Below are 12903 nucleotides of genomic sequence, written 5' to 3' on the forward strand. Positions count from 1 at the left end.
ACTCACTCCTGCGAGACGGCGGATGGGACATCTATCTTGATTCCCAGCTCACTCAACACCTCAACCGTGTGCTCGCCCAACAATGGCGGAGCACGGTTGAAATCCAAGGTGGAGTTGCGCATGCGAATCGGACTGACCACTTGAGGTACGACACCTGCCAGTGGGTGGGGAAGTTCCCGTAGCATTTCTCGTGATTTGACCTGTTCGTCAGCGAAAACCATCGGCACAGTATTGATGGGGCCACACGGCACCTTTGCCGCTTCCAAAGCGAGCAGCCACTCCTGCAGTGGACGCTCAGCAAGCCGTTTAGAAATGATGCGGAGCAGCGAAGGCAAATTGTCGACCCGAGCCTGGTTGGTAGCGTACAGCGGGTCATCGGCCAACGTTGGTTCTGAAATGACTTCGCAGAACCGACGGAATTGACCGTCGTTACCTACCGCCAGAACGATATGGCCATCAGCGCACTTGAAAACATCTTGTGGTTGGATGTTCGGATGGCGATTGCCTGCACGCTGCGGCGTCTTACCCGATACCAGGTGATTCATGGCCTGGTTGGCCAGTACAGCTGTTTGCACATCCAACATGGCCAAGTCGATGTACTCACCTTCACCTGTGCGATCGCGGTGAGCGAGTGCGGCCAGAACCGATACGGTGGCATACATGCCGGTCATGATATCGACAATCGGAATACCGACTTTTTGCGGGCCGCCGCCAGGAAGATCATCTCGCTCCCCTGTCACGCTCATCAAACCGCCCATGGCCTGAATCATGAAATCGTATGCGGCATTGTCACGCTTCGGGCCTGTTTGACCGAAACCGGTGATGGAGCAGTAAATGATATCGGGTTTGACGGCCTTGAGGTCTTCATAACCAAGGCCGTAACGGCTTAACGTACCTACCTTGAAATTCTCCAATACGATGTCCGAAGCTGCGGCAAGCTGCCTCACGACTTCTTGTCCAGCCGGGTCAGCCAAATCGACGGTGACGGAGCGTTTACCACGGTTGACCGAAAGGTAGTAACCCGCCTCTTTCGTCGCTTTGCCTTCTTTGTCTGTCAAGAAAGGAGGCCCCCAGGTACGGGTATCATCACCGACGTCGGGACGCTCGACTTTGATTACATCTGCGCCAAGGTCAGCCAAAACCTGCCCTGACCAAGGGCCTGCCATGATTCGGCTCAGATCGAGTACACGGATATGTGAAAGTGGGCCTGCCATGTTATGGACTCCAGAGTTAGGGCGCGCTGGGCGCGTTGTCGTCACGAATCATGGTCGCAATGACGGAGGGTCGAGATTGATAGCGCTGATACCACTGCGCGAGGGCTGGGTGGTCGGAGCGCCAATCAATGAAGGCCCATCGAAAATCGAGTTGGCCAAGAGCACATCCGATAGAGATATGGCCAAGCCCGAATGGCGCGGCCTCAAGCTCTGCTGCCTGGGCTTCCAACGCAGCTAGCACCGCAATGCATTTCAGGTTGAACGCATTGAGGAAGGGATCGTCTGTACAGTCGTATGACAAGCCACGGTCGATATACCAATTGCGCCACAACAACAGCGCATCGATAAAACCGTCGCCCAACGCTTGCCAGGTCATAGCTTGTATATACCGAGCGCGATCTGCGGGTATTAACTTGGCTCCGCCGTGAAGCTCGTCCAGAAAATCACAGATGACACGAGAGTCGTACAGCTTTCGGCCATCCTCCAGAACCAATGTCGGGATCTTGTTCAGGGGGTTGTCGTGCATGACCTGCTCGTTGAGCTGACTCATACCGACCACATTCCGCACGCAGGTGACGCGGTCGAGAAGACCCGTTTCGTGAAGTACGATCATCACCTTACGTACGAACGGAGAGCGAGGTGACCAGTGAAGAGTCATAACCTGGCTTGCGCTGCTTGAAGAGGGGGCAAAGGTCACTTTTGATCCTATGTGCTATCTTTATGACCTTTTCAGTATAGACTCATCTGAAAAGAGCTTACCATCCCTAATTCATCGATTTTTTTCAGGGTTGAAGAGGTGCAGTCAAACGACTGGATTCGCGCGCCTCAAAGCGTTGCTGCCAGTGGGCCAGGAGAAGGTATTTGTCGCGCCACACCAGGTCGTCAAACCGAACTGCAAGGTAGCCCAGGGCGCATCCGATTGCGATATGTCCGATACCGTAACGAGCAGCGTCCAGCTGTTCGACCTCCTTCTCCAGCATCTGCAAAGTTGACGAGAGCTTAAGTGCGGAGGCTTTCAGAAAGTCCTGTTGTTGCTGAGAGTCAGGTCGGTCACGCTCATGTCGCCAAAGGATCAGCGTGTCACACAAACCGTCCCCCAACGCCTGCCAGCGCAGCGCCTGCCAGCGCGCATCGGACGAGTATGGGTAAAGCCGTGGGCCATGCCCCAGGGTATCCAGGTATTCACAGATCACTACCGAGTCAAACAAGGCCATGCCATCGCTCAGCTCCAACGTTGGAATGCGCAACAACGGGTTGATCGTCGTCAGTGAGTCATTGGGTGTGTGCCGCGAGACCTTGGTGCGCACGCAGCGCACCTCGTCCTGCAACTGATGCTCATGGATCACGCACATAACCTTCCGGACGAAAGGCGAAAGTGGCGACCAATGAAGGGTCATCAAGGCAGTCATACGCTAACCTTGACGTCGAGCCTGACCACGTCACCCCGATAGACCCCATCCCCAACAAAGACCAGACGACCCTGATCATCTATGGCAGACCGGTAGCAGTAGGCGACAGGCGCATTGAGTGGGATCTCTAGAGCTTCTGCAGTTGCCAAATCAGCAGTGCCAATGGTGATGGTCTGGTGCACTTCTTTGAGCGTAAGGCCCGGCAGATCTTTGAGGATCCGCAAGGTAGTGTGGGTTTCGAGCAGCTTCGCTGGGATCTTGCGCACCAGCCGCGAATCAATGAAAGCGTTCCCAATGTAGTACGGCTTGCCGTCTCGCAGATGACGGCGTCTCCAGCACCTGTATTCCGGCGCCATTTCACCGATTTTGTGCTGCACATTAACGGGTTGAGCCTTGACGTCGAAGGACAGCACCTCAGTCGTAACCCCTTCGGGAGAGAGCAGAAGCCCCGACCAGTCAGTGGGGACTTCACACCACATTTGCTCTTGTGGCTGCTGGATAACAAAGGTTCCTTTCGCACGGAAGCGACGTATCAGCTTGTCCTCTTCGAGGATGTCCAATGCCTGCCTTACCGTAGCGCGTGCGACGCTACATTCCGCTGCAAGGTCATCCACGGTGGGAATCTGATCTCCCACCGGCCACAAACCTTGCTCGATTCTACGCCGGAATAATGTGGCCAGCTGGATGTAACGAGCAACCCCACTTCGGCTGAAATCAATGCCTGACTTGCCAGCCAATGCATCCATGTCTTTCATCAATTCGTCTCACCTGTGAGCCCCTCAGGGCATGCGTCAATCGCGTCAGGGCAGTATCGCATAAACCATAGAGTTACATTATTAGCCTTTTCAACCTAAGCCCCTATAATTCCATAGGTCATCCTATTGACCTTTATGGCGCCATGTCCGTACAGTGACGCAACACTCACACTGTCAAACGGATATCAGTCATGAGCACCGCACTGAGTACATCAGCCAGCATTGGCATCATAGGGGCAGGCACTATGGGTGCGGGCATCGTCGCGGTGGCGTTACGAGCGGGACATCCAGTTTACCTGCACGATACTCGCCAACAAGCGTTAACCAAGGGGGCCGAGACGGTGACATCATCGCTTGATCGCTGGGTCAAACGTGGGCACCTAACTGCTGATCAACGCGACGCATGCCTAGGACGCCTGACCCTTGCAACCAGCTTGACCGAGCTTGCTTCATGTTCGTTAGTGGTTGAAGCCATTGTTGAAAACCTTGAAATCAAGCAAGAGCTTTTCCGAGCGCTTGAGGGAATCGTTGGAGAGGGTGCGATCCTGGCCAGCAACACCTCATCAATCTCGATCACAGCGATCGCGGCTACGTTGCAAAAGCCGGAGCGGATGATCGGCATGCATTTCTTCAACCCAGCAACAGTGCTACCGCTGGTAGAGGTGGTTAAAGGCGAAGCCACATGTGCCACAGTGGTAGCCCAGATCAGCGAGCTCGCAGTGAAATGGGGCAAAAGCCCTGTTGAGTGCAAATCAACTCCAGGCTTCATCGTCAACCGAGTCGCCCGCCCGTTCTACGCCGAAGCCCTCCTCGCTCTGCAAGACAATGTCGCATCCCCTGGTGTCATCGATGCTGCTTTGCGCGATGCGGGTGGTTTTCGCATGGGGCCGCTTGAACTAATGGATCTTATTGGTCACGACACCAATTTTTCAGTGACTCGAAGCATCTACGATGCCTTCTTCCAAGATCCTCGTTACCGTCCGTCACTCATACAGAAGGCGCTGGTAGACGCGGGATGGCTCGGTCGGAAAAGTGGAAAGGGATTTTACCGATACGACGAATCGGCCAGTCAGACTGAGATCGCATTTGAACGTACCTGCTCTTCGCCAAACCTTGTGCAGCAATTTGGCGATTTCCCCGGTGCTCAAATTTTGGGACGCCTGGCTGAAAAGCACGGTTACCGCATCGAAAAACACAACGGCGAAGGTTATTTAATGATCGACGGCGTCCAGCTACGCCCGTCCCTCGGAATAACTGCCACCGAAATAGCGATCAGCCAGAATTTGGATCAAGTCGTACTGTTCGATGCTTCCACCGATCACGAAACTGCATCGCTCGTCGTTCTCTGCAAGGCAGAAACATGTTTGCGAGCTTCCTTGGATAGCGCGATTGGCTTTTTTCAAGCGCTGGGTAAGCAGGTTGTAATGATCGACGACGTTGCTGGGATGCTCGTCACTCGAACGCTTTGCATGCTTGCCAACGAAGCTGCGGAAGCCGTTAGTCACGGCATCGCTTCATCGGAGGATATCGATCTCGCAATGCTCAAAGGCGTCAATTATCCGGTCGGCCCGCTGTCCTGGGCGGATGCTTTCGGCAATGACAATGTGGTCAGCGTTTTGGACAACCTGGCACACACCTACCCGGATGGACGTTACCGCGCCAGTGCACTCCTCCGCCGCAAGGCGCAAACGAATACTCCTTGGAAACAACTTTGAATTGAGGCCCCACATGACTTCTCCGAGCCCAATCCGGCAGCAAATACACGAGGATGGCTACGCCATCATCACCCTAGACCGACCAGTGCGTCGAAATGCTCTGAACCTGGAAATCAAACAACTACTAGCCCAAGCTGTAGAGACACTCGCAGCCGACTCTCGCGTTCATGCTTTGGTAATAACGGGAGCCGGGGGGTATTTTGTTGCCGGGACAGATATCGCCGAGATGCGAGACATGACCCCGACTCAACACATTGAACTGAAAACTGGGCGACTATTCGAAGTCGTGGACTACTGCAAAAAGCCTGTTATAGCCGCGATCGAGGGGTATGCGCTTGGTGGCGGATGCGAGCTCGCTTTAGCATGCGATATCATTATCGCCTCGAGAACAGCGCGCCTGGGTCAGCCAGAGATTAACGTAGGCATCATGCCGGGAGCAGGTGGCACACAGCGATTGCTCCGAACAATTGGTAAATATCGTACAGCGTTGCTTACCCTCACAGGTGATCCACTGACGGCCGAGCAGGCGTTCAGTGCCGGAATGATTTCAGAATTGTGTGAAGAAGGGGCTGCGCTAGAACGGGCATGTTCTATCGCTGCCCGAATAGCACTTCAACCTCCGCTTGCAGTGCTCGCTATTAAGGAATTACTCGCAACAGGTGAGGATGCACCACTCCATAGCATGTTAAAGCGGGAGCGGAGTGCATTCGTGCAATTATTCGACAGCAACGACCAAAAGGAAGGAATGGCTGCATTCATGGAAAAGCGGAAACCGGTATATCAAGGACGCTGACTTGATCACTTCGATCTCTTCCTTGCCCCTGGAAATGATAGGTAAAGTGCATCTTTTTACGACTACCTCCCTCGCTGCGTTGAGCAAGCAGGCTGCTGCAGGAATGAATGAGGGTAGCCTCACCTGGTACGAAATTCCTCGAAACCAAGGCCTGCTCAACGCCATCATTACGCGCGCCTCAAGAGAACTGTTCAATCAGAACTGTGATCTGCTAACCATCAATGTCTTCCTCGCTGACCACAAAGCAGACACCCTCACCCGCGTGGTGAATACAGTTGAGACTTTCGCAGCAGCGAACAACAGCGAAACCCTTCAGTTCATGTCCGCAGCAGGTAATGCCGGGATTGAGGCCGCAACCAACATCGTCGTGAAGAAGGCAAATGTGCAGATGTTGATGATCAAACCTACGCAATGGTGAGACGCTATCGCGCGCCTATTACCATGCCTTGTTGTCGACTGGAAAGGTCGTGATCCTGACCGGCGTCACGCTGGGAATTGCGGTGGCTACCTGGGCACTCTCGCCCATCAAATTTCAAGCGGACATGGGCATACTGCTGGCCTTCATGTTCATCTGGAACATGCTGGGCGCTCTTATCCTGACTCCAGCTCTGGCAAGGCTATTCCTAACAAATCACCACCTTGGTGCTCATTCAAAAACTGGACAGGTGCTGCTTTGATCACCACCGACCCGTGTCACAGCGGGTCGGTATCTCAAGACCGCCCAACGGACAGCTGAGTTGCTCGGCTACCGATAGAATCAACCGGCAGCGATAGAGAATGGAACTACTTTATTTACCGCTTGCTTCTGATTCAGGTATCGGGTGCAGCTTACCCGCAGGAAGGATGCAAAATTCACTACCTCTCCGCGATAATCCATGACTTCCTCGTACAGCTTTGCGATGAGCTGGTTGGTGCTGACACCATCCGTTTCAGCAATCTCAGTCAGGATGTCCCAGAACTGGTTTTCCAGACGCAAGGTGGTGACTACGCCCCGAATACGCAAGGAGCGCGAGCGCGACTCATAGAGAATCGGGTCTGCCTTCACATACAGCTCACACATAACGCCTCCGCTGGATCTACCTGGTTAAGTCGCAATCGAGGGAATAGGCCCAAGCCTGAAGGTACCTCCCCAAAGCAGCACGCGGGTAATAAACCGCTATTACACGCGCCCATTTTGCTGCCGGGGGGGCTACGTAATAGCCACTTATTACCCGCCAGATTTTCATGCTGCCATCCTGAGTGCATAACAACACCACAGGAAAGCCTGATCATGCCGAAATTCCTCCATACCATGATCCGCGTAGGTGACCTGGATGCCTCCATGCGTTTCTACGGACAAGCATTCGACCTGCAGGAATCCCATCGCCTCGAGTTCGACGACTTTTCCCTCGTCTACCTGCGCGATCAGCAGAGCGGCACCGAAATAGAACTGACCTGGAACAAGGGCCAGGACGGCTACACCCACGGTAGCGGATATGGCCATGTGGCCTTCGCAGTAGATGACCTCGATCAGCATCACACTCGGTTGAACGAAATGGGACTTTCCCCTGCCCCCATCAAGGAATTCAAGCGCGGTGAAGAGATGCTCGCTCGCTTCTTTTTCATTCAAGACCCTGATGGCTACAAGATCGAAGTGTTGCAGCGCGCCGGCCACTATGAATAGCCCAATCTCGAGCATCTGACGTTCAGATGTAGTCGATCAATACCGTCTGAAAAACGCGCCCCCCTCTCACGCAGCACCCGTGATGTCAGGCTCCTAATAAGAACAAAAAGGAGAACCGCATGAACGATCTACAAGCTAGCCGCCGTGGCTTCCTCAAAGGCAGCGGCGGAATTCTTTTGGGTACACTACTTTTCACGTCCGGCCCCATAGCTCTCCTTGCTCCCAGTACAACCTGGGCGCTCGAAATGAAAATGCTGAACAACACTGTGGCCGCGCGACTAATCGTTATGGTACGCCGCATCTATCCTCACGATCGGATGGAAGATGCTGTGTACGCTTTCGCGATCAAGGCGCTGGACGACCGCGCCATGACTGACCCCTCCATTCTTCCCCTGCTTGAGCAAGGCCTGAGCGAGCTAGACAAATCAGCAGGTGGCGCCTGGCTGGATCTGGATGAGGGGCGCCAATTGGCCGCGCTTGAGTCCATCCAGAACACCCCTTTTTTCACTTTGGTCAGATCAGTGTCGGTCAATGCCCTTTATAGCAACGAACTCGCCTACCAGCACTTTGGCTACGAGGGAGCCTCCTTCCCCAAAGGTGGCTACTTGATGCGCGGCTTCAACGATCTGAAATGGCTGCCTGCAGCCCCTACCGAAGCCAGCCCCCCCGCGTTTTCCTGAGGATCCGCACATGACTACATTCAGCTTTGACGACGACTCGGTAGTGGTGATCATCGGTTCTGGCGCGGGTGGCGGGACTCTGGCCAATGAGTTGTGTCAGAAGGGAATCCCGGTCGTTTTACTAGAAGCCGGCCAGCGGCAATCCTCAGCAACCTTCATCAATGACGAATGGCCTTCGTTCGAGCAATTGTCCTGGAGCGATACACGGACGACTTCGGGTTCATGGCAAATCGCCAAGGACTTTCCAAACCTTCCAGCTTGGATCTGCAAGACCGTGGGCGGAACGACTACCCACTGGGCAGGTGCCAGCCTGCGATTCCAAGAACACGAATTTCGAGCGCGCCAAACCTATGGTGACATCAAAGACGCGAACCTGCTCGACTGGCCATTGACGCTCGCAGAGCTAGAACCCTTCTATGCAAGGGCAGAAGACAAGATGGGCGTGACGCGCACCAACGAGATTCCAGGCCTGCCGGGGAACAACAATTTTCAGGTGATGTATAACGGTGCTCGCAAGCTTGGCTACAAGAAATGCAGTACCGGCCACATGGCGATCAACAGCCGCGCCCGCGCAGGGCGTGCTCAATGCATGCAACTCGGCTTCTGCTTCCAAGGCTGCAAAATGGGGGCAAAATGGTCAACGCTCTACACCGAAATTCCGGCGGCCGAGGCCACTGGCAAGCTTGAGCTTCGCACACAGGCTCACGCGGTGAAAATCGAACATGATGCCAAGGGTCGCGCGACTGGTGTGGTCTACGCAGATGCGCAAGGGCGACTGCAACGCCAAAAAGCGCGCCTTGTAGCAGTAGCAGGTAACGCCATCGAAACTCCTCGCTTGCTGCTCAATTCGACCAGCACATTGTTCCCTCATGGCCTTGGCAACGGTTCCGGAATGGTCGGCAAACATTACATGCGCCACACCACCGGTTCAGTATTCGCGGAATTCAAAGATCCGGTGCATTTCTACCGGGGCACCATCATGGCCGGGCTTATAGGTGACGAGGTGCACTTCAATCCCGACAGAGGTTTTGTCGGTGGCTACGAAATGGAAACCATCTCGCTCGGCCCCTCCTTCATGGCAGCGTTCTTCAACCCTGGTGCCTGGGGGCGCGACTTTACCCGAGTTATGGACAACTACACGCATCTGGCTGGCATGTGGCTGGTCGGTGAGGACATGCCCCGGGAAAGCAATCGCATCACCCTAAGCGATACCGTCAAAGACCGTTTCGGCATTCCAGTAGCAAACGTGCACTACGACGACCACCCCAACGATATCGCAATGCGAGAGCACGCCTATCGGCAAGGTAGCGCCGTATATGAAGCTGTCGGCGCACTGAAGACTCACCGCGTCCCCCCCTACCCCTCGACTCATAACATGGGCACTTGTCGCATGAGCCACAAGGAAGCCGATGGCGTCTGCAACAAATACGGGCAAAGCCATGAAGTCCCGAATCTGTTCATTTCGGATGGCAGTCAGTTCACCACCAGCGCAGCCGAGAACCCTACTCTGACAATCGTTAGCCTTGCGATTCGTCAGGCTGAGTACATTGCCGATGCTTTGAGGACGCATGCGGCATGACTACTTCCGCCAAGCGCCTCGAGATTTACGCTCTCCCAGCATTTACCGACAACTACATCTGGCTTCTGGCCGATCACTCAAGCCAGGCCTGTGCAGTTGTAGATCCAGGCGATGCCGGACCCGTTCAAGCTTGGCTGGAAGAACATCCCGGTTGGGCGCTCACCGATGTACTGATCACTCACCATCACAGCGACCATGTGGGTGGTGTGAAAAAACTGAAGTCTGCATTCGATCTTCGCGTCCATGGCCCCGAGAACGAGCCGATCCCTTACAGGGATCGGCCACTCAAGGACAGCGATCTGATTCAGGTATTAGGACGAACCATCAATGTGATCGCAGTGCCTGGCCATACTTCAGGGCACGTGGCCTATCACCTGGTTGATGAGAAAGCGCTGTTCAGCGGCGACACGCTGTTTAGCGCCGGCTGTGGCCGCCTGTTCGAGGGTACGCCTATGCAGATGCTGACGTCGCTCGAATGTCTCGCAGCGCTACCGGAGGAGACGCAGGTATATTGCGCACACGAGTACACCCTCTCCAACCTGCGTTTTGCTTTGGCTGTAGACCCAGACAATCACCAAATCGCCGAGCTCTTGGCTGAAGCCTGCGAAGTCCGAGGCCGTGGACAGTGCACCTTACCTACCCGAATTGGCGTTGAGCGCGCATCTAACCCGTTCTTGCGTGTGCGGGAAGCGGGAATCGTTGAGGCTGTCCAACGCTACGCGGGACTGAAGATCACATCTGCCGAGGAATGCTTTGCAGCCTTACGCAAGTGGAAAGACAATTTCTGAACAACAAGAAGAAGATCACCTATGAAAAAAACACTGCTGATTACCCTGACAGCCTTCATGATTGCTACTGCCCAAGCGGCTCAAGAGCCTGAGGTCGTATTCGCAAAATCCTGCGCCATGTGCCACAACGGACAACTCCCAAACGCGCCCAAAAAAGGTGATACCACTGCATGGAAACCCCGCCTTGCTCAAGGGCAAGACGTACTGCTCAAAAATGTGGTGAAAGGATTGAGTGTCATGCCACCACGTGGACTCTGCAGTGACTGCAGCGACGAAGACCTCATGGCAACGATAGGCTGGATGTCTCGCTGAGGACTGAAAGGAGCTGTGCTTTGAAAAGAGTCATTTCTGTAGGCAACGCTGAAGTAGAGCACCCAAAGCATCTATCGAGCATCACTTGGGCAAAGGGTGCCTTCCCCCGCAATTCCCAGCGTTGGTGTTCCGGTGACTTATCGTCCCAAAGCCTCTACGGGACGAACGCCTCGCCGCTTGAGAAATAACTGATATGCAGCTTCTCCTTGATGGCGTTCTCCATGAAGCGCCTGCACCTCGCTTTTCACGAGCCGCTGGATCAATTCCACAGGAGGGAACGAAGCCTTCGACTGGGGATGATGTGGAAAGGGCCGATTAGCAGGTTCGGCCCGTTACACCACTTTAGAAGTTAAAGGTATAACGCATGATCAATCGATTTTCATTAGCGCTATCCGCATAGGTCGATCGGTTCGTAGAGTTACGCCATTGGAACGAAACGCCCTTTGCAGGCCCACTCTGGATGACATAAGAGATGTCAGTGACCCGCTCCCATTCTTTGCCATCGTCCCCGTTTAGACGCAGAGAAGCGGCTTGGCGGCTTGTCAGCAGAGTAGGATCAACATCATCCCCTTTCATGTACCTGGTGGTAAACAGCAAGCCAGGCACACCCAAAGCAGCGAAGTCAAAGTCATACCTCGCGAACCAGACGCGCTCATTGGGGGCAGTGAATGTGCTGACCAGCGATTCGCCGAATAGGTAGCTATCTGTGCCGTTTACAAACGCAAATGGCGTGTCGCCCCAAGCCTTCTGGTAACCGCCACCGATGGTGTGCCCTTTAATGCTGTAGGCGAAATAGCTACTCAGCGTTCGGTTGTCCACCTCACCTAATTTTTTGGAGCCGGTTTCGCTAGCATCGAACAGGCGAACATCCGCGATCACATTGCCTTTCGAAACCGGCTGGATAACTTTAATCCCCGCGAAGTAGGATTTGTAGAGGTCTTCAAGCTCGGCGGCGTGCAAGCTGAATGTCATGTCCTTTGCTGGCTTGAAGTCCAATGCCATGTAGTTATAGTGATCAGCCTCAACCGGAGCATAGCCAGTAGCTGTGAGGGATTCGAAATCGGTGGAATTACGCTGCTTCACGGCGTTTACCCTGATAGCCGTTACCGTCAATTTATCGATATCGTTGACGGTCAAAGACCCCCCGCGAAAAACCTGAGGCAGTAGGCGACTATTATTGCTCCAGAGGAGAGGCATTAGAGGATTCACCCCTCCTACCCTCAACTCAGTCTTGCCTACCCTCGCTTTAGCGGTAGCCACAAATTTTCCGTACTCGTCTTCCACATTCCTGCCGGAATCGTAGGCAAGCAGCCCAGACCCCGTTCTGTCAGGGCTAGAGTCAAGCTTAACCCCCAACAAGCCCATGGCATCGATACCGAAACCCACCGGCCCTTCTGTGAAGCCAGACTGCAGGTTCAGAATAAAGCCTTGTGCCCACTCATCGCGCTTGGACTGCGCAGCTCCATCATTGCGAAAATCGCGATTGTAATAGAAATTTCGAAGCTCGAAATTGCCTTTGAAGTCGTCCACGAACGCGGCAGAAGCATAAGGCGCGACTAACAGTACTACCGAACAAACCAACGATTTTTGAGAAAAAATAGACATCACAGGCACCTTGTTCTTGTTGTGTGCTTGAGCATGAGCCGCCCACCAGCGCCTCATGTAGATTCTGCCCTTGGATAGGATCAAAGCGCTGCTGACGAATTAACCATTTATCACCAATCCAGTGATTGCATCCCGACTTCCGGCCAACTCTCGAAGCATGCATTTCTGAACCTTGCCAGTTGCAGTTTTTAGAAGCTCTTGGACAATCACTCGACGAGGACACTTAAACCGCGCGAATCGCTCCTGACAGAACTCAATGATTGCACGCTCCGAGGGTTGGACATGGCCCGGCTTTAATTAAACGAGAAACGATAATTCCGGCCATGCAGCTCATGCAATCCTTTGCTTATCACTTCGACTGCTCCCCAACAGGCTGTAGAGCCGTCTCGC

At 54.1% G+C, this 12903-nt stretch carries 13 protein-coding genes and 2 pseudogenes; 8 read left to right on the forward strand and 7 right to left on the reverse strand.

The annotated features are described in order from the left end of the window. Window positions 1-2 precede the first annotated feature (2 nt). The 4 genes from NGJ21_RS25445 to NGJ21_RS25460 form a co-directional block, all read right to left on the reverse strand. On the reverse strand, window positions 3-1214 hold the full coding sequence (locus NGJ21_RS25445) for a CaiB/BaiF CoA transferase family protein (protein WP_119688902.1): 1212 nt from the start codon (window positions 1212-1214) through the stop codon (window positions 3-5). Window positions 1215-1230: 16 nt separating this feature from the next. Next, window positions 1231-1872, reverse strand: coding sequence for a glutathione S-transferase family protein (locus tag NGJ21_RS25450; protein ID WP_119688901.1), 642 nt, complete (start codon window positions 1870-1872; stop codon window positions 1231-1233). A 124-nt stretch (window positions 1873-1996) separates the two neighbouring features. Beyond that, on the reverse strand, window positions 1997-2623 hold the full coding sequence (locus NGJ21_RS25455) for a glutathione S-transferase family protein (protein WP_251962863.1): 627 nt from the start codon (window positions 2621-2623) through the stop codon (window positions 1997-1999). Continuing rightward, window positions 2620-3378: a GntR family transcriptional regulator gene (locus NGJ21_RS25460; RefSeq protein WP_196914430.1), complete on the reverse strand. Its 759-nt coding sequence runs from the start codon at window positions 3376-3378 to the stop codon at window positions 2620-2622. Before NGJ21_RS25460 ends, NGJ21_RS25455 begins: the two co-directional genes overlap by 4 nt. A gap of 191 nt (window positions 3379-3569) precedes the next feature. On the opposite strand from NGJ21_RS25460, the gene NGJ21_RS25465 reads away from it, so the two are divergent. The 3 genes and pseudogenes from NGJ21_RS25465 to NGJ21_RS25475 all read left to right on the forward strand — a co-directional run. After that, entirely contained in the window at window positions 3570-5093 is a 1524-nt protein-coding gene (locus NGJ21_RS25465) for a 3-hydroxyacyl-CoA dehydrogenase (RefSeq protein WP_251962864.1), read from the forward strand. Between the two features lie 13 nt (window positions 5094-5106). Beyond that, entirely contained in the window at window positions 5107-5886 is a 780-nt protein-coding gene (locus NGJ21_RS25470) for an enoyl-CoA hydratase-related protein (protein ID WP_251962865.1), read from the forward strand. Window positions 5887-6088: 202 nt separating this feature from the next. Beyond that, window positions 6089-6563: pseudogene (locus NGJ21_RS25475) on the forward strand (MMPL family transporter); the annotation flags it as partial. An 80-nt stretch (window positions 6564-6643) separates the two neighbouring features. Here NGJ21_RS25475 and NGJ21_RS25480 read toward each other — a convergent pair. Further along, complete coding sequence (locus NGJ21_RS25480; protein WP_119688898.1) at window positions 6644-6946, reverse strand: ribbon-helix-helix domain-containing protein; 303 nt, start codon at window positions 6944-6946, stop codon at window positions 6644-6646. Between the two features lie 210 nt (window positions 6947-7156). Here NGJ21_RS25480 and NGJ21_RS25485 point away from each other — a divergent pair, with 210 nt between their 5' ends. From NGJ21_RS25485 to NGJ21_RS25505, 5 genes are all read left to right on the forward strand, one after another. Beyond that, window positions 7157-7549, forward strand: coding sequence for a VOC family protein (locus NGJ21_RS25485; RefSeq protein WP_119688897.1), 393 nt, complete (start codon window positions 7157-7159; stop codon window positions 7547-7549). A 119-nt stretch (window positions 7550-7668) separates the two neighbouring features. After that, entirely contained in the window at window positions 7669-8229 is a 561-nt protein-coding gene (locus tag NGJ21_RS25490) for a tat (twin-arginine translocation) pathway signal sequence (protein ID WP_119688896.1), read from the forward strand. Window positions 8230-8239: 10 nt separating this feature from the next. After that, the gene (locus NGJ21_RS25495) at window positions 8240-9808 is read left to right on the forward strand and encodes a GMC family oxidoreductase (protein WP_119688895.1); all 1569 of its coding nucleotides are present in this window, start codon (window positions 8240-8242) and stop codon (window positions 9806-9808) included. Next, complete coding sequence (gene gloB / locus NGJ21_RS25500) at window positions 9805-10596, forward strand: hydroxyacylglutathione hydrolase (RefSeq protein ID WP_119688894.1); 792 nt, start codon at window positions 9805-9807, stop codon at window positions 10594-10596. The genes NGJ21_RS25495 and gloB overlap by 4 nt, the downstream gene beginning before the upstream one ends. A 21-nt stretch (window positions 10597-10617) precedes the next feature. After that, entirely contained in the window at window positions 10618-10908 is a 291-nt protein-coding gene (locus tag NGJ21_RS25505; protein ID WP_119688893.1) for a c-type cytochrome, read from the forward strand. Window positions 10909-11250: 342 nt separating this feature from the next. On the opposite strand, the gene NGJ21_RS25510 is transcribed toward NGJ21_RS25505, so the two are convergent. Both NGJ21_RS25510 and NGJ21_RS25965 read right to left on the reverse strand, forming a co-directional pair. After that, window positions 11251-12570, reverse strand: a complete 1320-nt coding sequence (locus NGJ21_RS25510; RefSeq protein WP_251962866.1) for an OprD family porin — start codon at window positions 12568-12570, stop codon at window positions 11251-11253. A gap of 42 nt (window positions 12571-12612) precedes the next feature. Next, window positions 12613-12798: pseudogene (locus NGJ21_RS25965) on the reverse strand (acyl-CoA synthetase); the annotation flags it as partial. Between the last annotated feature and the right edge of the window lie 105 nt (window positions 12799-12903).

Source organism: Pseudomonas sp. Marseille-Q5299 (genome assembly GCF_943737035.1).
Taxonomy (GTDB): domain Bacteria; phylum Pseudomonadota; class Gammaproteobacteria; order Pseudomonadales; family Pseudomonadaceae; genus Aquipseudomonas; species Aquipseudomonas putida_E.